The sequence below is a fragment of the Saccharopolyspora hattusasensis genome, assembly GCF_050972075.1.
In the GTDB taxonomy this organism is placed as follows: domain Bacteria; phylum Actinomycetota; class Actinomycetes; order Mycobacteriales; family Pseudonocardiaceae; genus Saccharopolyspora; species Saccharopolyspora hattusasensis.
Genome location: NZ_JBPCDC010000001.1, coordinates 3240140 through 3258465, shown reverse-complemented (window position 1 = coordinate 3258465; position 18326 = coordinate 3240140). Strand labels below are relative to the sequence as shown.

General features: G+C 69.9%; 20 protein-coding genes and 2 pseudogenes. 12 read left to right on the top strand and 10 right to left on the bottom strand.

Annotation, left to right across the window (positions count from 1 at the left end):
* Positions 1-30 precede the first annotated feature (30 nt).
* The 5 genes and pseudogenes from ACRXBZ_RS14780 to ACRXBZ_RS14760 all read right to left on the bottom strand — a co-directional run.
* Positions 31-1187, bottom strand: a pseudogene (locus tag ACRXBZ_RS14780) (dicarboxylate/amino acid:cation symporter); the annotation flags it as partial.
* Between the two features lie 173 nt (positions 1188-1360).
* Entirely contained in the window at positions 1361-1441 is an 81-nt protein-coding gene (locus tag ACRXBZ_RS14775; protein ID WP_350942021.1) for a putative leader peptide, read from the bottom strand.
* An 87-nt stretch (positions 1442-1528) separates the two neighbouring features.
* Positions 1529-2164 carry a Maf family protein gene (locus ACRXBZ_RS14770; RefSeq protein WP_433879616.1) on the bottom strand — a complete coding sequence of 212 codons (636 nt, stop codon included), beginning with the start codon at positions 2162-2164 and terminating at the stop codon, positions 1529-1531.
* Between the two features lie 111 nt (positions 2165-2275).
* Positions 2276-2647, bottom strand: a pseudogene (locus ACRXBZ_RS14765) (CocE/NonD family hydrolase); the annotation flags it as partial.
* 78 nt (positions 2648-2725) lie between these two features.
* Entirely contained in the window at positions 2726-2887 is a 162-nt protein-coding gene (locus tag ACRXBZ_RS14760) for a hypothetical protein (protein WP_433879615.1), read from the bottom strand.
* 105 nt (positions 2888-2992) lie between these two features.
* Between ACRXBZ_RS14760 and ACRXBZ_RS14755 the strand changes: the two genes are divergently transcribed.
* The 4 genes from ACRXBZ_RS14755 to ACRXBZ_RS14740 all read left to right on the top strand — a co-directional run bounded on the left by ACRXBZ_RS14755 (position 2993) and on the right by ACRXBZ_RS14740 (position 6037).
* A complete protein-coding gene (locus ACRXBZ_RS14755) occupies positions 2993-3826 on the top strand; it encodes a biotin--[acetyl-CoA-carboxylase] ligase (RefSeq protein WP_433879614.1) in 834 nt (277 codons plus the stop codon).
* Positions 3827-3900: 74 nt separating this feature from the next.
* Positions 3901-4422, top strand: coding sequence for a PH domain-containing protein (locus ACRXBZ_RS14750; RefSeq protein WP_433879613.1), 522 nt, complete (start codon positions 3901-3903; stop codon positions 4420-4422).
* Positions 4422-5387, top strand: coding sequence for a hydroxymethylglutaryl-CoA lyase (locus tag ACRXBZ_RS14745; RefSeq protein WP_433879612.1), 966 nt, complete (start codon positions 4422-4424; stop codon positions 5385-5387). Before ACRXBZ_RS14750 ends, ACRXBZ_RS14745 begins: the two co-directional genes overlap by 1 nt.
* Entirely contained in the window at positions 5384-6037 is a 654-nt protein-coding gene (locus ACRXBZ_RS14740) for an adenosylcobinamide amidohydrolase (protein ID WP_433879611.1), read from the top strand. Before ACRXBZ_RS14745 ends, ACRXBZ_RS14740 begins: the two co-directional genes overlap by 4 nt.
* A gap of 260 nt (positions 6038-6297) precedes the next feature.
* Here ACRXBZ_RS14740 and ACRXBZ_RS14735 read toward each other — a convergent pair whose 3' ends face one another.
* A complete protein-coding gene (locus ACRXBZ_RS14735; RefSeq protein ID WP_433879610.1) occupies positions 6298-6483 on the bottom strand; it encodes a hypothetical protein in 186 nt (61 codons plus the stop codon).
* A 278-nt stretch (positions 6484-6761) separates the two neighbouring features.
* Between ACRXBZ_RS14735 and ACRXBZ_RS14730 the strand changes: the two genes are divergently transcribed.
* From ACRXBZ_RS14730 to ACRXBZ_RS14710, 5 genes are all read left to right on the top strand, one after another.
* A complete protein-coding gene (locus ACRXBZ_RS14730; RefSeq protein ID WP_433879609.1) occupies positions 6762-7256 on the top strand; it encodes a YbaB/EbfC family nucleoid-associated protein in 495 nt (164 codons plus the stop codon).
* Positions 7257-7258: 2 nt separating this feature from the next.
* A complete protein-coding gene (locus ACRXBZ_RS14725; protein ID WP_433879608.1) occupies positions 7259-7579 on the top strand; it encodes a WXG100 family type VII secretion target in 321 nt (106 codons plus the stop codon).
* Between the two features lie 7 nt (positions 7580-7586).
* Positions 7587-10199, top strand: coding sequence for a TNT domain-containing protein (locus tag ACRXBZ_RS14720; protein WP_433879607.1), 2613 nt, complete (start codon positions 7587-7589; stop codon positions 10197-10199).
* Positions 10196-10501 carry a hypothetical protein gene (locus tag ACRXBZ_RS14715; protein ID WP_190821272.1) on the top strand — a complete coding sequence of 102 codons (306 nt, stop codon included), beginning with the start codon at positions 10196-10198 and terminating at the stop codon, positions 10499-10501. Before ACRXBZ_RS14720 ends, ACRXBZ_RS14715 begins: the two co-directional genes overlap by 4 nt.
* A 488-nt stretch (positions 10502-10989) precedes the next feature.
* Positions 10990-12699 carry a DUF2339 domain-containing protein gene (locus ACRXBZ_RS14710; RefSeq protein WP_433879606.1) on the top strand — a complete coding sequence of 570 codons (1710 nt, stop codon included), beginning with the start codon at positions 10990-10992 and terminating at the stop codon, positions 12697-12699.
* Positions 12700-12822: 123 nt separating this feature from the next.
* Here the strand turns inward: ACRXBZ_RS14710 and ACRXBZ_RS14705 are convergent, their stop codons facing one another.
* A complete protein-coding gene (locus tag ACRXBZ_RS14705) occupies positions 12823-13008 on the bottom strand; it encodes a DUF397 domain-containing protein (protein ID WP_433879605.1) in 186 nt (61 codons plus the stop codon).
* Entirely contained in the window at positions 13001-13843 is an 843-nt protein-coding gene (locus tag ACRXBZ_RS14700; RefSeq protein ID WP_433879604.1) for a helix-turn-helix domain-containing protein, read from the bottom strand. The genes ACRXBZ_RS14705 and ACRXBZ_RS14700 overlap by 8 nt, the downstream gene beginning before the upstream one ends.
* A 443-nt stretch (positions 13844-14286) precedes the next feature.
* Between ACRXBZ_RS14700 and ACRXBZ_RS14695 the strand changes: the two genes are divergently transcribed.
* On the top strand, positions 14287-14568 hold the full coding sequence (locus ACRXBZ_RS14695; protein WP_433879603.1) for a hypothetical protein: 282 nt from the start codon (positions 14287-14289) through the stop codon (positions 14566-14568).
* Positions 14569-14625: 57 nt separating this feature from the next.
* Here the strand turns inward: ACRXBZ_RS14695 and hisN are convergent, their stop codons facing one another.
* A complete protein-coding gene (gene hisN, locus ACRXBZ_RS14690) occupies positions 14626-15399 on the bottom strand; it encodes a histidinol-phosphatase (RefSeq protein ID WP_433879602.1) in 774 nt (257 codons plus the stop codon).
* Between the two features lie 114 nt (positions 15400-15513).
* Here hisN and ACRXBZ_RS14685 point away from each other — a divergent pair, with 114 nt between their 5' ends.
* The gene (locus ACRXBZ_RS14685) at positions 15514-16188 is read left to right on the top strand and encodes a response regulator transcription factor (RefSeq protein WP_168585277.1); all 675 of its coding nucleotides are present in this window, start codon (positions 15514-15516) and stop codon (positions 16186-16188) included.
* Between the two features lie 6 nt (positions 16189-16194).
* A complete protein-coding gene (locus ACRXBZ_RS14680; RefSeq protein ID WP_168585276.1) occupies positions 16195-17469 on the top strand; it encodes an ATP-binding protein in 1275 nt (424 codons plus the stop codon).
* Between the two features lie 308 nt (positions 17470-17777).
* Here ACRXBZ_RS14680 and ACRXBZ_RS14675 read toward each other — a convergent pair whose 3' ends face one another.
* Entirely contained in the window at positions 17778-18305 is a 528-nt protein-coding gene (locus ACRXBZ_RS14675; RefSeq protein WP_168585275.1) for a GtrA family protein, read from the bottom strand.
* Between the last annotated feature and the right edge of the window lie 21 nt (positions 18306-18326).

The following is an 18326-nucleotide window of genomic DNA, read 5'->3' as shown; positions in this document are numbered from 1 at the left end:
CTGTCCGGTGGCCGACCCGGTACTCCCATTTATGCCGGTGGCCACCACCTCGGGCGGGAAGCCCAGCGCGGCGACGGTCAGCGTCAGCATGGTGAACCAGCCGGTGACGCCGGCCGTGGCGATCGAGCCGAACACCGCGACGGCGATGATCGTCAGATACTGCACCGGGTCGAGCTGGATGCCGAAGAGGTTCGCGATGAACATCGAGCCGACGGCCGGGTAGCTCGCGGCGCAGCCATCCATCTTGGTGGTGCTGGCCAGCGGCACCGCGAAGTTCGGCGGCACGCCGAGGTCCTGGGCGGTCTGCCGGCTCAGCGGCAGGCTGGCGCCGGAGGACCGGGACACGAACGCGAACTGCAGCACGTTCCAGGACTTGGCGAAGAATCGGATCGGGCTGACCTTGGCCACGAGCGCCAGCAGCAGGGGGTACACCGCGAACAGCACCAGCGCGCAGGCCACGTAGGTGGAGCCGATCAGCTTCAGCAGCGGCACGAAGAAATCGTTGCCGTAGCTGGCGACCGCGTTGCCGATCAGGCCGAGGGTGCCCAGCGGAGCGAGCCGGATGATCCAGCCCAGCACGCGCTGGATGACCTCGAAGGCGGCCTTGTTGAAGTCGACGAACGGGGCGGCCTTGTCGCCCAGGCTGTAGGCGGCGGCGCCGATGATCAGCGCGACGAACACCACCTGCAGCGTCTCACCCTCGGCGAAGGCGCGGATCAGGTTGCTCGGCACCAGGCCGGTGATCTGGTCCAGCCAGGAGCCGCTCGTCTTCTTGCCGATGGATGCGAGCTTGTCCGGGTCGGGCTCGATGACCAGGCCGCGACCGGGCTGGAACAGCCAGCCGATCACCAGGCCGATCACCAGGCCGATCACCACGGCGATCAGCGAAGTGATGGCGAACCACAGGGCCGTCTTGCCGCCGAGTCGCGCCGCGGCGCGACCGCCGCCGACGCCGCGGAGGCTGGTGATGCCCACCACGATCGCCGTGAAGATAAGCGGCAGCACCGTGAAGGTCAGCAGCTTCGTGAACGTGCTGCCGATGGTGTCCAGCGTGGTGACGAGCCATTCCGCGTCGGTCTGCTTGGCGATCCAGCCAGCAGCGCGCCCAGCACCAGCGAGGCGATGACCGCCACGGCGAAGAGCTTGGGGTTGAAACGCAGGCGTGATCTGCCAGCGGTGGTGGACACAGGGATCTTCCGAGGTGTCGGAGGAAGGTTTCGAAGAGGAAGGGGGTTTCCGGGCTCGTTCTGCGCAGCGGTGCTGGTCGCGGACTCGTACAGGTACGAGTTGTGCGCGTGGTGGTGGGGAGCGGATTCGCCGCTCGCTGGGGGCAGCCGCTAGCGCGGGGCCGAACGCCCGATCACAGACAGACGGAGCTGGCCTGTCGTCGCAGATCGACGTGCAGGCGAGAAGTCAGGTACAGCCGTCGCAGGGTTCCCATCGCGAATATTTGTAACCGCGCGCGGGAAGACCCATCCAGAAGGTAACCGAATTGTGTTCGTATTCACTTGGGTGGCGGGAACCGGAGTCACTCGGTGTTCGGTGGGCTCCACAGCGTCACGACGCTGACGCCGACCTCGGCGAGGAGTTTGCGGGTCAGCGGCAGGCTGATCCCGAGCACGCTGGACGGGTCGCCGTCCACGCCTTCGATGAACCAGCCGCCGAAGCCTTCGAGCGTGAAACCGCCTGCCACGTGCAGCGGTTCGCCGGTCTCCAGGTAGGCGTCGAGCTCGGCTTCGGTCGGCTCGCCGAACCGCACGGTGGTGCTCAGGTGCCCCTGGGCGCGCGCGCTGATCTCGCCGTCCTGGAGTCGGACGATGGCGTGCCCGGTCAGCAGTTCCCCGCTGGTTCCGGCATTCTGCGCCCATCGCTTCGCAGCGGCCTCGCGGGTGCCCGGCTTGCCGACGATCTCCCCGTGCGCCATGAGCAGCATCGAGTCGCAGCCGACGATCACCGCGTTCGGTTCGGCTGCGGCGATGTCGGCGACCACGGCTTCTGCCTTCGCTTGAGCGAGCGCGCTGACCAGCTCGGCTGGGCTGGGATAGGGCAAGGCCGCTGCCACTGCGTCCTCGTCGACGCCGGAGACCTGGACTAGCGGCTCGATCCCGGCGGAGCGCAGCACGGAAAGGCGGGCGGACGAAGCCGAAGCAAGCACGAAGCGCACACCGCCGATGCTAGTGCTTGCAGTTGCCGACGCGGCTGCGGTTCCGCTGGAGGCGGAGTCCACCGAACGCGAGCGGCGAACCCGGGTCGGGGTGCCAGCTCACGACCTCTTCTAATTCCGGGGCGGGTCTTTCGGCGGCTGAGGATGCTCCGGACAGAAATGTCCCACGCTCGCGGTCACCCGCTCGGCGTTCGGCACGTAGTCCCGCTCGGTCCACAGTGGAGTCACGTCGCCGTTGGCCGGGGCGCAGTCGGTCAGCTCCTGCTTGACCGGGCCGCAATCCGGGCGGCCACTCTCCTCGACGCTCTGGGTCAGGCCCACCGGGTCGAACCCGAACGACACGCCGTCGGAGCGGTAGTAGTCGTACCAGGAGCTCATCGCGCCGATCGCGACGATCGCGACGGTGGTGCGCAGGCCCCCGACGCCGTTGGCGGCGACGCCGTTGGCGATCGTGCCGTCGTAGGACTTGCCGATCATGCCGACGTCCTCGGTTGACCGGCCGGCGTAGACCGCGCTCCCGTCGGCCGGCGCGTCGAACCCGGACGCGTGGCCTCATGTCAGTCAAGGGAAGTGATCGTTCTCCGCCCGGAACGAGACAGGAAGATCACTGCCAGCGTCGCCCATGGTGATCAGGCACTGGGCGAGCGCAGCCTCGACGATCTCGGAATCCAGTTCGGATCGATCCGCCGGTGCGAACTGCAGGATCATCTCGCAGCGGCGCACGATGGCTCGCAGCGGTACGGACGAATCAATCGAACCCAATTCGGCCTCCTCCTAGCGGCGACCATCGTCCCAAGACGGCGGGATTCAGCCGCGGCATAGGCTGGGGTGGTGGGTGTTCCGGTTTTGCTGGATGGCGAGCGGTTGCGCGCTCGGTTGGTCGACGGCGGTCCTTTTGCCGCGCTCGACGTGGTGACCACCACCGGGTCGACGAACACCGATCTGGTGGCCGCCGCCGGGCGGGGTGCCGCCGACCGGACCGTGCTGATCGCCGAGGAGCAGCATGCCGGGCGCGGGCGGATGCAGCGGCAGTGGGCGTCGCATCGCGGGCACGGCCTGTTCCTGAGCGTGTTGCTGCGGCCGAAGGTGCCGCAGGCCGCGATCGCCTGGTTGCCGCTGATCGCCGGGGTCGCGTTGGCCGAGACCGTCGACCGCGCGACCGGGGTCCCCGCCACGCTGAAGTGGCCCAACGACCTGCTGCTCGGCGACGGCGGCGAGTGGTCGAAAGGTGCTGGGATCCTGGCCGAGGCCGTGGCCGGTCCGGACGGCATGGCGATCGTGCTCGGCATGGGGATCAACGTGTTCCAGCAGCGCGAGGACCTGCCGCGAGGCGCCGGCGGCCTGCCCGCGACGTCGTTGGCGGCCGAGGGCGCCGAGGTCGATCGCGAGGAGTTCGCGGTGGCGTTGCTCACGTCGTTCGCCGAGGTCGACGACCAGTGGCGTGGCGCGGCCGGGGACGTGGTGGCCAGCGGTCTGCTGGACCGCTACCGGCGGCTGTGCAGCACCCTCGGGCAGCAGGTGCGCGTCGAACTCGGCGCGGATGACCAGCTGCGCGGCGTCGCGACCGACATCGACGAGACCGGTCGGCTCGTCGTCCGCTCCGCCGAGGGCGGCACCACCGCGGTGTCCGCGGGAGACGTGGTGCACCTGCGACGGGCTTGACCGATGTCCGCGTAATCGGACGAGCCCAGCCGGTAACGTGATCGGCAACCGGCGAAGAGGCTGAGGAGGACCCGGTGACCTACCCAGACGGCCTGCTCGGCGCGGACGAGCACGTGGTCGTGCACAAGCACCCGCACTGGAAGATGCTGATCGTTCCGGTGCTGGTGCTGTTCCTGGTCGTCGGCGGCGGGTCCTACCTGGCGGCGCTGGCCGCGCCCACCTCCTGGCACCTGCCCGCCTGGATCGGCCTGGGGGTCGTCGGGGCGGTCCTGATCATCTGGTTCACGCTCGCCCCGCTGGTGCGCTGGCGCACCACGCACTTCGTGGTGACCACGCACCGGCTGATGGTGCGCGAGGGCGTGTTCACCCGCACCGGTATCGACATCCCGATGTCCCGCATCAACTCCGTGCGGTTCCGGCACGGACTGCTGGACCGCATACTCGGCTGCGGCACCCTGGTCGTCGAATCCGCTTCGGACGAGCCGCTGGAGTTCGACGACATCCCGCAGGTGGAGCGGGTGCACACCTTGCTGTACCACGAGGTCAACGACGACCCGCGGGACGACTGGGGCTACCGCACCAGGGAGGACGACTGATGGGGCCGCGTGAACTTGGGCTGCCGATGCAGGTGGCCTCGCCGGAGCCGGGCGAGCTCCCGACCGAGGTGACGATCTGGGAGGTCGGGGCCCGCGACGGGCTGCAGAACGAGAAGGAAGTCGTCCCGGTCGAGGTCAAGCTGGAGTTCCTGCAGCGGATGGCCGACGCCGGGCTGGGCGTGCTGGAGGCCACCAGCTTCGTCCGCCCTGAGTGGGTGCCGCAGCTGGCGGACGCCGCCGAGCTGCTGGCGGGGCTGCAGCGGGCGCCGGGGGTGCGCTACCCCGTGCTGGTGCCGAACGCGCGGGGCCTGGACCGGGCGCTGGAATCGGGTGTTCGCGACATCGCGATCTTCGCTGCGGCGACCGAGACGTTCACCCAGCGCAACCTTAATCGCAGCCTGGACGAGCAGTTCGCGATGTTCGACCCGGTGGTGCAGCGCGCGGTCGGCGAAGGGCTGGCCGTGCGCGGCTACGTTTCGATGTGCTTCGGCGACCCGTGGGAAGGCGCCGTGCCGGTCGAGCAGGTCGTTTCGGTGGGCAAGCGGCTGCTGGAGATGGGTTGCTGGCAGCTGTCGCTCGGCGACACCATCGGGGTGGCGACTCCCGGGCACGTCGAGGCCCTGGTTCGCGCGTTCGTCGCGGCCGGGGTCAGGGTGGACCGGCTGGCGGTGCACTTCCACGACACCTACGGGCAGGCGCTCGCCAACACCTACGCGGCGCTCCGACTCGGCGTGTCCACAGTGGACTCTTCGGCGGGTGGGCTCGGCGGCTGCCCGTACGCGAAGTCGGCCACCGGCAACCTGGCCACCGAGGACCTGGTGTGGATGCTCGACGGGCTGGGCCTCAAGCACGGCGTCGACCTCGGGAAGCTCGTGGAGACCAGCGTGTGGATGGCCGAGCGGCTCGGCCGACCTAGCCCGTCCCGCGTGGTCAAGGCCCTGGGAACCGCCGCTTCAGATTCGTGAGCGCGCCGACCGCGGCGCTGCACACGCTGCACGGTCGGCCGCTGCTGGCCTGGCGCTGCGCCCGGCAGTGGCTGGCGATCTCGTCGGCCACCCACGGCGGCGGGATCGGCCCGCGGTCGTGGGTGCTGAACGCAACGGTGGTGACCGACTACGACCATCCCGATCCGGCGGCCCACGTCGCCGAAATGGCCGATGAGCTCGGGTTGTCCGGCGGCGGCGTCGGGTTGCTCACCGCGGTCGACGTGCGCCACGAGGTGACCTCGGTCGACGGCGGTGTGCAGGCGAGCGTGACAACCGGCGTCAGCCACCCCGTCTGGGCCGCGGCGCGCGAACCGGCGGCGCAGGCCTGGACGCCGGGCACGATCAACGCGGTGTGCTGGTCCCCGGTACGGCTCAGCGAGGCGGCGCTGGTAAACGCGGTCGCGACGGTCGCCGAGGCCAAGGCACAAGCCCTGGTGGAGTCGGGTGTCGCGGGCACCGGCACGGTCACGGACGCGACGGTGGTCCTCTGCCCGCTGGACGGCGAAGCCGAGCCCTACGGCGGCCCGCGCTCCCGCGTCGGCGCCGGGCTGGCGCGCACGGTGCACGCGGCGGTCACCGCAGGCCTGCGTGTCCAGCACCCGCGCCACCGCGAAGATCCGGACCGGTAACCACCCGGGAGTACCTGTGGGCGCTTCAGCTTCAGAACGTGTGCGGGAACTCGGTGTGCCGCGGCGGTACGCCTGGCGTCACTGGTGTGGAACGAACGGCCTGTTCACGTCGGTAGGTGGCGCGAATGATCCGTTCGCTCACACACATCACGGGCTTTGCCCTGGATAGTTCGGGGTCCCCCGGCCCCGCTAGGGCGTGTTAAGAGCCTCGGCGCTTCAGGGACACGACAGCCTCGATAGCGCTCTAAAGCGCTCGCGGCTCATGAACAGCTGAAACGCTCAGCGCTGCTCCCGGGTGCTGAACAGCGCGACGAAGGTGAAGCGCATGACTCGCTCTTCGCCGCGATCTGCTCGGCAAACGCCAGCATCTCCGCCCGGTCGACCTCCACGTCGCCCAGGTCGAAAACCCGCCCCGGCGCGAGGTCTTCGTACGCGATCATGCCCATCGTCTCATCGTCGCAGCGGTTTTCCCGGTTCGCGCTGAGAGGGTGTTCACAGGCTGTACTCGGTGATTCCGGGGCGGATCGGACAATCCGGTTCTGCTGGTCGGCCGGGCGAAAAATCCCCCGACCGGCATGGAACCATCAGCGCAGCGGCGTGCGTCCAAGTCGCGAGGTGCAGTCTGCGGTCACCGGCCGCGGACGACCGCTTTGCCGTTGCCGACCGGACGCCGGGCGCCGCGCGCCCGCGACGGAGCCACCAGCGAACAGGGAGGGGAGCGGCCGTGTCGACCGACCACCGTGCCCAGGTAGCGGAGCTGATGGCGGACTACCGGCGCAGTCGGGAACGGCTCGCCGAGACGCACCACGACTTGTCCTCGATCGCCGAGACCGCTCGCTCCGAGGACGGCAGCGTGCAGGTCGTGGTCGGGCCGCAGGGCGTGCTGCGCGAGGTGGTCCTCTCCGGCGACGTCTACGAGCGGCAGCGCCCGGCGCAGCTCGCCGCGACCATCGTGCAGCTGACAGCGGCGGCGGCGCAGGCGGCGTCCCGCCGGGCGGCCGACGTGCTCGCCGAGGTGCTGCCTGCCGGGACTGATCCGGAGCTGCTGCTGGGCGGACGCGCCGACGGCGCGTCGGATTCGGCGCCGCGCAACGAATCGCCGCGCAACGAATCGCGGCGCAACGAATCGCCGCGCATCGACGACAATGTCGATGACGATGACGAAGACTTCTCGAATGCGAGCTGGTTGCGGCAGGGCCCGGCGGAACGGAAGTGGTGACGATGAGCGGCTTCCGAAGTGATCTCGGGCAGCTGACCAAGCATGCCGGGGAGTTCGGCGGCCTCGCCGGGCAGGCGCAGCGGATCGCCGACACCCTCCGCGAGGCGCTCGACGTCGCCGGTGACTGCTGGGGCGGCGACGAAATCGGCGTGAGCTTCGCCCGCACCCATTGCGGGCGCGCCGGCCAGGCGCTGGACGACCTCGGTGCGATGTCCGGGCGGCTGCACGACATGGGCGAGAAGTTCGCCGCGACCGTCGCCACGACCGGGCAGGCCGACGCCGGCAACGCCGACGTGCTCGGCCGACTAGCCGGGCGGGGGTGACCGGCGCGTGGGCATCGAACTTCCCGCCGAACTCAAGGATGTCGCGGCGCGGGCTGGCGCGAAGTGGCCGGAAGCCGACGAGGACAAGATGCGGGAGTCGGCGTCGGCGTGGCGGGACGCGGCGAAGTCGATCGAGGCGCTCACCAGTGCCGCCGACCGCACTGCGCAGGGCGCGCTCGGTGCGTTCGACGGCGAGGCCGCCCAGGCGGCGCGCCGGGACTGGGACAAGTTGGTCGCCGACGACGGGGTGCTGCCGTCATCGGCCAAGCAGTGCCGAGCCGCTGCGGACCGCCTGGACCACGCGGCCGAGCAGGTCGGCGCGGCGAAAGTTCAGCTGGTGCGGGAACTGGTGGTGCTGGCGAAGCAGACCGACGCGGCCGAACAGGCGGCTGCCGCCGGGCATCCGCAGGCGCTGGCCGCGCTGGACTCGGCGCTGAACGGCGCGGCGGCGAACGTGGCGCAGGTCCACAACACGCTGACGTCGGCGGTGGACCTGGACAGCGGCGTGCTGGTGGAACCGCACGGCTCGCAAGGCCTGTTGTCCGCACACGGTGGCGCCCTGGGCGCAGCATCGTCCACAGTGGATGCGGCTGTGACCCACGGGGCCGATGCTGTGTCCGGGGCGGCCGGTGCTGTTGGCGAGACTGCGCATGGAGCTGTCGACGGCGTTGGACGGGTCGCTGACGAGACCGCTGACGGTGTTGGACGGGTCGCTGACGAGACCGCTGACGGTGTTGGACGGGTCGCCAGCGAGACCGCTGACGGTGTCGGGCGGGTCGCCAGCGAGACCGCTGACGGTGTCGGGCGGGTCGCTGACGAGGCCGTTGGTGGCGCTGCGGAAGGGATTGGCCGGACCGCGCACGAGACCGTTGGTGGTGTTGCGGGGGGCGTCGGCCGGGCCGCGCGTGACACTGTTGGGGACGTCGGGGGCGCGGTCGAAGGTGTCGGTAGATCTGCGCACGGAACAGTTGGGGGTGTCGCAGCAGGTGCGCACGGCGCTGTCGAAGAAGTTGCACGAACCGCAGGTCCCTGGCAGGGCGATGCCGAGCACACCGGCCCGGTCAAGGTCGATCCCGGCGGCTGGGCCCCAGGCCTCGCCGACGCGGGCACCGGCCCGATCCCGATGATCGGCGACTCCGCCCGCTCGGGCTGGACGCCCGAGGGCGGCGACCCCGCCTCCAGCACAGCGCCGCACGCGGTGCACTCCGCCTGGGCTTCGCCGCAGGCTCCGCAGCCGCCGCTGCCGGGCGCGGCCGCGCCGTCGCAGGGCTTCGCTCCGCCGCCTCCGGCGGCTCCGGGCGGCCACTTCGTGGCGCAGCCCGGTGCGCCGGGGGCTCCGCCGGTGTCGGCTGCTCCGCCTCCGGCGGCCGCAGCGCGCCCACCGATGCCGCCGGTCGCTCCGCGCGGCCCGATCGCCTTCGGCTCTCCCGGCTCGCAGGCGCCTCAAGCGCCGCAGCCTCAAACGCACAAGCCCCAGGCGCCGCAGCCTCAAACGCACCAGCCTCAGACGCACCAGCCTCAGACGCACCAGCCTCAGACGCACCAGCCCCAGACGCACCAGCGGATGCAGCGCGCTCCGTTGCGTCCGCTTCCGGCTCCGGCGCAGCCGCCCGCTCCGGCGGTGCCGGACGCGCCGCAGCGCCCGTTGCGGCAGGGCAGCCGTAACGCGGATGTGGTCGCGTTCGTGCTGCACCAGTTCCCGATCGGCTACATGCCCGTCGCGGCGAGCAGGGCGAGCAGGCAACTGCCGGTGCCGGAGGCGGTCGAGGAGGACCGGCCCGGATTGAGCTTCCCGCCGCAGGACCACCCACAGTCGCACCTGGTGGACGACAGCGATGCGCTGGAGCGCGCGCGGTCGGCCGAGGTTTATGCGGCAGCGCAGCGCGATCGGGCCGAGCGGAGCGAGCCCGAGCAGCTGCCTGCGGAGCTCACCGAGGGCCATGAGCCGCTCGGCGAGCTCAGCGAGCCGGAGTGGGAGCGCCGGTTCTTGGCACGCGTCGGCGAGCGGAGCGAGTACGCGTGGCCGCCGGCGGCGGAGTTCCCGGAGGGCGGCGTGGAATCGGCGGAGCCGGTGGTGTTGGAGCCGGACACGGTGCTCGACTGCCTGGGCAGCGGCGACGGCCGCAGTTTGTTCGCCGCTGCAACGCCTTTCGCGCAGCGGTCATTGCCCGCCGCGTATGACGAGCGCGACTACCGGCGGTATCGGGTCATGCGCCCGCTGCCGGTGTGGCAGGCCGTTGCCGCGCCGTGGTTCGCGCAGCCCGGTGGCGGCAAGCGCTACCGCGCGACCTATTCGCTGATCGATCTCGTCGGGCTCGGTTACCTGGTGGAGCTGACCAAGGCGCGGGAGGTCGCCGAGGCGGCGACCCTGCGCATCGCCCGCGAGGATATGTCAGACGGAGGGGCGGTGGTTTCGACCGTCGATTCTCCGCGCGATGAGGCGACCTCGGAGGATGACGGGAAGACCGCCGTGGCTTCGACCGAGCGGATCACCAGGGACGATGTCGAGGTCAAGGCGGCCGAGGCCGGCGTGGCGTCGAAGCTGCGGATCGCGCGCGATGAGGCGGACGACGGTCCGGCGACAACTGATGGCGGGACGGCGCAGGAGGCCGCGAAGTGAACACCGAATCCGTGCTCGGCTGGCTCGTGGCGATGGGCGTCCCGGAAGACCTGGTGTCCGTGGGGGCCGAGGCAGACGACGCCTGGTGCCTGGTGCGCGATGAGGTCGACGGCGCCCCGGCCTGGGAGGTCTTCTGGCGCGAGCAGGGGAATCGCTACGACTGGGCGCGGTTCACGAGCGAGCAGGTGGCGTGCTTCTACCTGTTCGGCAGGCTCACCTGGACCCAGGCGTTGCGCGGGGCCGTCGGCCCGGTCGACGTCACCAGCACGCCGGCGAAGGGCACCCCCGCACATCGCGCGTGAGCCGGAGGTTTCGCGGTTTCCGCAGTTCCTGGCCTGGTTGTGGGCTCACGACCGGCTTCGGTGCGCATCCGTATCAAGCTGTGATCGCATCTGAGTAGTGCTACCGATGCTGGTGTGCCGGAGTGCGCGCAGACTTCAGGACCATGTCGCAACAACAGCCCGGCGAAGCACTGCAACTGGTCGCAGGTGAGTTGCACGCCATCGGCCAGCGGCTGACGTACCTGGGCAACATGGTGCAAGCCCAGCTGCAGGCGCCACAACAGCTCCCGCACCAGCAACAGGCTGCAACGCGCCAGCAACAGGCTGCAAAGCAGCAGTATCCGGTTGCAACGCAGCAGTATCCGGTTGCGCAGCCGCATCAAGCCACGTCCGAGCAGCAATCTGACGTTGCGGAGCATCGTCAGGCTCCAGCACCGGAGCATCCGGCGGGATCCGAGCAAGAAACTGCTGCGGCTGAGACTCATACTTCGGCGAAACAACCGGCTGCGATGCAGTATCCGGTTGGACCCGAACAGCAAATCGCTGCTGCGCAGCACTATCAGGTTTATGCGCAACAACCGGCCGCCATGCAGCCGCGGGCGGCACCGCGGCCGTATCCGGGGTTGTCGCAGGTCCCGGCTGGGGATGCGCGTCAGCGGTTCGGCGCGGACCTGGAACCGAGCCGCGTCCTGGCCTGGGTCGGCGCCGGGGTGACCTTGCTGGGCGTGGTGTTCCTGCTGGTGCTCGCCGTGCAGCAGGAATGGTTGGGGCCGGGCGCGCGGGTCGCTGGTGGCGCGGTGCTCGCCGCGCTGCTGGTCCCGGCCGGGTGGTGGATGCATCGCCGGTCCGCGGCCGACGAGTCGGGCGGGGCGGGTCGAATCGCCGGATTCGCCCTCGCCACAACGGGTTTCGGCGCATTGTTCCTGGACGTGGTGGCGGCCACCGCGCTTTACGACTACCTGCCGGTGCCTACCGGGCTCGGGGTCGGCCTCGCGGTCAGCGTCGCCGGCCTGGCGCTCGCGGATCGGTGGCGGGCGCAGCCGTTGGCCCTCGGTGTGGTGCTCAGCTCGGCGATCTGCGCGCCGCTGATCACGCAGACGGCGGATTCGCTGCTCGTCGGCTTCGTAGTGCTGGTGCAGGTCGCGGCGACCCCGGTGCAGGTGCGACGGGGTTGGGCTGGCCTCGCGGTGGCGGCCGGAGTTCCCACCGTGCTGGCTGCTTTGGCAGCTAGCGTGCGGGGGATCTGGATTCACGACACCGCGCTCGTGGTCGCGATCTTCGCCGCCGCGGTGCTCGGCGTGGCGGTCGCGGCGATCACCGCAGGTGCCCGGCCGGATGCAGATGGGACGGCCATCGGTCTGCTCATCGCCGCACCGACGCCGGCCTTCCTAACCGGGCCGTTGATGCTGGAGCGTCCGGCGGCGGGCGCGATCGGCACCGCAATGGTCGTGCTGCTGGTGGGGATCTGGGCGGCCGGGCGGTTCACGCCCGCGTTCCGTAACCGGTTGTCGGGCCGGTTCGTCGCCGCGGTCGGCGGCATGGCCGCTGTCGCCGCGGTGCAGACGACCCTGACCTTCCTGGATTCATCGAGCTGGGGAACGGCGCTGCTGTGCGAAGCGCTGCTGCTCAGCGTCGGCGGATTCCTGTTGCGGAGCCCGGGAGTGCTGTTCGGGGCGACGTGCTACGCGACCTTCGGGTTCCTGCTGGCGTTCTTCAACGAGCTGCCGATCACCGCGCTCCTCTGGCACGACGGCGGCACCGGGATCCGCGGCCTGCTGGCCGGACTGCTTGTCGCGCTGGTGGCGGTGGCCCTGCCGGTCGCGGCGACTCGGATCGGGAAGCTGGCGGAACTGCCGGGGTCGCTGCCGCTGTGGGCGGCATCGGGACTGGCGCTGCTGTACGCAACGGCGAGCGCGACGATGGCGGCGTGCCTGCTGGTGAGCGACGCACGGGAGAGCTTCCTCACCGGCCACATCCTGATCACCCTGAGCTGGGTGGTGGCGGCGATCGCGTTGCTGCTGCGGGGAGTCCGGGTGAAGCACCTGCGCATCGCGGGCCTGGTGCTGATCGCGGTGTCCCTGGCGAAGCTGCTGCTGTTCGACCTGGCGACCCTGGACGGCTTCGCCCGGGTGATCGCCTTCCTCTGCGCGGGCCTGATCCTCCTGGCGGCAGGCTCCGCCTACGCCCGCCTCTTGAACAGGGGCAAACCAACGGATTGACCGGCCGCTCGCCCAAGGTCCTTGGGGAGTGGCGATTTCGCGCGAAATCGCCACTCCCCACGCCTGCCGGGTGGCGATTTCGCGCGAAATCGCCACCCGGCCTGTCCCAATCTGCGCGGCGCCTCACCGGTAGTGGCCGGCCTTGATGGCGGATAAGAAGCTGTGCCAGCGCCCGATGTTGAAGGCGAGGGTGCCGCCGTCGGGGTCCTTGGAGTCCCGCACGGCCGTCGCATCCGGCGTCATCGCCACCTCGACGCAGTTGTGCACGGAGCCACTTCGGCTGCTCTTCCGCCACACCAGTTCACTCATCGCCGAGCCTCCCCACGATGTCCTTGATCAAGCAGGTCGACTCTTCCTTGTCCAACGCGCAGTCGTCCAGCTTTTGGCAGGCTTTCATGAATGGCTCCACGTCGGCAGGCTCTGTCAGAGCGACTGCGAAGTAGCGGGCTTCGACGAAGACGTGCGAGGTGCCATCGCGCAGCTCGTAGAGGGAGAAAGATCCATCCAAGGCCGGGTGCGGCGTTGCGGTCAACGGCACCATCCGCAGCGAGACGTTGTCCCTGCGCTGCAAGATCAGCAGTTGCTCGAGCTGTTCACGCATGATGCGGACATCGCTCATGGTGCGGAGCAGCGCAGCCTCGTCGAGGAAGAACCTGACCTCCGGGGCGCTCGGCCGCGACAGCACTGCTTGCCGCCCGAGCCGGGTGGCTACCCGATTCTCCAAGTCCTGACCGGGTAGCGCGGACATCGACATTAGTAGGCGTGCGTACTCGGCTGTTTGAGCAAGCCCAGGAATCAGCGTGTTTTCGACACCGACGATCGAAGTCGCCTCTTGTTCTAGGACCAGCATCGTCGCTTGCTGATCCGACACCTTGGAAGCCAGCTCCAGCCAAGCGGACTTGGCGCTCTTTCCCGCTCTATCGATGAGAAGAACTTTCTGCTCTCCGGTTACACCGTAGAGCGCGCACAGGGCCCCAACCTCGTCGCGGCTCGGCATCCGCTGCCCAAGCTCGTTCCTGTTTACCGATGACGGTGAGATGCCAAGCGCGGTCGCCACTGATCGGGTGGTCATTCCGGCTTTTTCCCGAAGTTTCCGCAGTTGCACACCGAGTCCGACTTGAGACGCGCGCCCGTTCTCGCTCATGCTTCGACCTTTCGTTTCTGGTGTCAACGCGTCCCAGTGGTGAGATGAGTCGACGAGCGGCGTCGCTCTGACCTGCACTGTCTCGGATTCGATGAAACAAGATTAACTCCTTAATCTCCATTTTCGTAGCCGTTGATCTGCGATTACTTCGAAAGTGGGGTTAAGGATGCTGGCGGATCCGTATCGGAGTGAGACGCAAGAGGTCTACTGGATCGTGGGGATCGGGTTGGATCGGCGGCATGCGACGCCGGTTCGGCCGGGGGCCCAGTACGGCGGCGGGTGGGTTCCTTCGCTGTGCGAGGTGTGGATGCGGATTCCGTTCGCCACTCTCGCGGGCCGCACTCCACGGTCCGCAGCCGTGACCGAGCGGTGTCCACAGTGTACCGATGCGGTCGGTGAACGCGGCTTCACCGGCCGGAACTGGGACTTTTGAGGGGGCCACCATGATCGATGAGCTCATCTGGACTGCTGTGCAGCACGCCATCGCCGTCGGCGCGGGCACGCTGCTGCTGATCCTCTGCCACATCGTCGCGGGATATGTGCGGAACTGCTCCGGGCAGCACACGGGTGCCGGTGACGGTGCTACGACGGTCTGGCAGATCCAGGATTCGCTTGCCGCGGAGGAGGAACGGCGAGCCACTGCCGAATACGTGGGGCGGCACCGGTTGCTGCGACCCCGTCGAGAACCCCCAGACCGGATCGGCGCGTTGCCCCTCCCCGACTGAGCGCCGGTCCTCCCGGCGGTCGGGCGTCGCCCGACCTCGCGCCCGGCCGCCGGAACCCTACTTCTGCAGGAGCTGCAGGGCTTCCGAGTGCAGGTGGCCGTTGGTGGAAAGGGCGCTTCCGCCGTCGTAGCGGGGATTTCCCGACAGGTCAGTGAAGGTGCCGCCCGCTTCCTCCACCAGGACCTGGGCCGCCGCCACATCCCACGGGTTGACGATCGGTTCCGCGGCGATGTCGATCACGCCCTCCGCGACCAGGCAGTGGTGCCAGAAGTCGCCGAACGCCCGGTTCTCCCAGCAGGCGTCGATCAGCCGCAGGTAGGACTCCCGCGAGTGGTACTCCACCCACGTGCCCAGGTGGGTCGTCGACACGTACGCGTCGGCGAGGTTTCGCACCCCGGACACCCCGATCCGCTCCGGCTCCGCGTCGCCGGTGCGGCACCAGGCGCCCGCCCCGGCCGCCGCCCACCAGCGCTTGCCGAGCGCCGGGGCGCTGATCACGCCGACCACCGGTCGGCCGCCGTCGACCAGCGCGATGAGCGTCGCCCACGCCGGGATGCCGCGCAGGAAGTTCTTCGTGCCGTCGATCGGGTCGAGCACCCACGCCCGGCCCGCCCCGGCAGCGCCGCCGCGTTCCTCGCCCGCGACCACGTCGTCCGGGCGCTGTGCGCCGAGCACCTCGCGCACCGCGTCCTCGACCGCGAGGTCCGCGTCGGTGACGGGTGTGCGGTCGGGCTTGCGGTCCACGCTCAGGTCCCGGGCCCGGAACCGGCCGACGGTGATCCCGTCAGCGACGTCGGCGAGGTGCAGGGCGAGGTCCAGATCGCGGGTCACGCAGGAACCCTAGCCGCTGCGCCCGGCGATCCGCGAAGGGCCCGCAACCAGCCGGTTCCGGCGAATCGCCCAGGACACCGGACGTGATCATTTGCGCCCTCTAGTCTGGAAGGCGTGAGCGTGGTGCTGCTGGCAGAAGACGACCCGGCCATCGCTGTGCCGTTGTCCAGAGCGCTGCAGCGCGAGGGCTATTCGGTGCAGGTGAGCGAAGACGGCCCATCGACGCTGCGCGCCGCCGCTTCGGGCGGGATCGATCTCCTGGTGCTCGACCTCGGGCTGCCGGAGATGGACGGCCTGGAGGTGTGCCGGCGGCTGCGGGCGCAGGGCCGCGGCCTCCCGGTGTTGATGCTCACCGCGCGCACCGACGAGGTCGACTTCGTCGTCGGCCTCGACGCGGGCGCCGACGACTACGTCGCCAAGCCGTTCCGGCTCGCGGAGCTGATGGCCCGGATCCGCGCCCTACTACGCCGCGGCGCCCCGGAGACCCTGGAGGCCTCCGGCGTCCGGCTCGACCTGACCGCCCGCCGCGTGCTGGTCAACGAGCACGAGGTGCAGCTGGCGAACAAGGAGTACGAGCTGCTGCGGGTGCTGATGCAGCACGCCGGCCAGGTGGTGACCCGCGAGGAGATCCTTGAAGAGGTCTGGCCGGAGTCCGACCGCAAGGGCAGCAAGACGCTGGACATGCACATCTCGTGGCTGCGCCGGAAGCTCAGCGACAGCAACGGCCGACTCGACGAGACCCGGATCGCCACGGTGCGCGGCGTCGGGTTCCGCTTTAACGCGGACTGATCCGCGATGCGCCGCCGGATCCTGCAGGCCACGCTACTCGCGGTGGCGGTCACCGCGGTCGTGCTTGGCCTGCCGCTGGGGTTCAGCGCGCTGAAGCTCGTCCAGGACCTCACGGCCGGCGACCTGACCACCCGGGCGCAGCAGATCGCGACGCTGCTCGACGAGCAGATCGCCTCGCAGCGCTCGATCGACCTCAACGCGGCGCGGCTGGCGGTGCCCGACGGAGCCCGGCTGATCGTGCGCACGCAGGCGCACGACTACGTATACGGCCCGGATCCCGGGCAGGATCCGCTGGTGGAGAGCGTGCCGATGGTGCAGAGCGGCACGGTCACGATCGCCGCGCCGAGCGCCCCGGTGCGCACCCAGCAGCTCCAGGTGGCGGCGTTGGTGTTGATGCTGGTGGTGCTCTCAGCCGGCACCGGGATGATCGTCGCGACGCTCACCGCCCGGCGGCTCGCCGACCCGCTGAAGCACGTCGCGGCGCGTGCGGCCCGGCTCGGTGCCGGCGATTTCCGCGCCGACCCGCAGCGGCACCAGGTCCCGGAACTGGACCGCGTCGCCGATGCACTGGACGCCTCTGGCGCGGCATTGTCGCAGCTGGTGCAGCGCGAGCGCGATCTCGTGGGTGACGTCTCGCACCAGCTGCGCAGTCGGCTCACCGCGCTGCACCTGAGGCTGGAGGCGCTCGCCGCGGCGGACGACCCGGAGATCGCCGAGGAGGCCAGCGCGGCTCTCGAACAGGCCGAACGACTCTCCGGGGTGCTCGACGACCTGCTCGCGGCGGCCACCGCGGCGCGCGCTCGGGACGCCGAGCCCCTGGACGTGTCCAGCCTGCTCACCGATGTCGCGGGGGAGTGGCGGGAGCCGCTGAAGGCTGCGGGGCGGACGCTGCGGCTGAAGGTGTCGGAAGGCCTGCTCGCGCGGGCCACCCCCACGCGCCTGCGGGAGACGATCGGGGTGCTGCTGGACAACGCGCTGCGGCACGGCGAGGGAACTGTGATGCTGGCCGCGAGGCAGGGCGGCGGAACCGTCGTCGTCGAGGTCGGCGACTCCGGACCGGGTGTGCCGGATGCCCTGGTGCCGTACCTGTTCGAGCGCGGCTTCTCCGGGAGGGGCTCGACCGGCGTCGGCCTGGCGCTGGCCCGAGCCCTGGTGGAGGCGGACGGCGGACGGCTGGAGCTGAGCCAAGCGCGCCCGGCGATGTTCGAGGTGTTCCTCCCGATCGCCCGAGCAGACGACATCCTCGGCGTTTCCTGGAACCGCGAGTCCACCCCCCGCTGACCCGGCACCGCACTTAACTGGCGAAGACCACGCTTCCGCTGTTCAAAACTCGCGAGCGGTTTGGGGCACCGGCAGGGGCTGATTGTGAACCCGTCGTGCCTGGCGATTCGGTAACGACCCCATCGGGAATGGCCTGGCCCGGACGCGCCAGCCGGGGTGTGAAGCGAGCGGCCTGTTCGGGTCGGTAGGTGGCGCGAACTGTCGGTTCGCGTCAAACAGCACCTTCCAAGGCAGCCCTTGCAGCCCCAAGGCACTCACGGCCGGAAGCCGCTACCCGCAGCGCTGGGCGGGACGAGTTCGGACAGGTCTCAGCGGGCTGAGATTCGGTCGCGGGGGGAGGGGCGCCGGTCGGGTTGCTCGGCGGGGAAGACCCACTTGCGGAACGCCCACCAGCGGAACGCCATGCCGACCAGCAGCCCGATGATCTGCCCCGACGTGAAGTCGGCGATCTCCTCCACCAGCCGACTAGTGAAGGGCGTCTGCAGGTGCAGCATGTACCGCGAGATCCACAGCGGCGCCGAGTACAACCCGACCCCGATGCCGCTGATCACGAAGTACAGCGTCGCCTCGTAGTGCCGCCGGCGACCGCCGCGGGTGCGGAACGACCACTCCCGGTTCAGCACGTACGACACGATCGTCGCGACCAGCACCGCGATGACCTTCGAGGTGACCGGCTTCGGCGACAGGATCGTCAGCTTCAGCGCGTAGAAGATGCCCGTGTCGATGAAGAACGTGATCGCGCCGACGACCCCGAACTTGAGCAACTCGCGGTGCCGGATCGCGAGGGACCGGTACGGCTGCGGGATGCGCGCGAGTACCGAATCGACAGCGGACACGTCCTCGAGTCTACGGAGCTA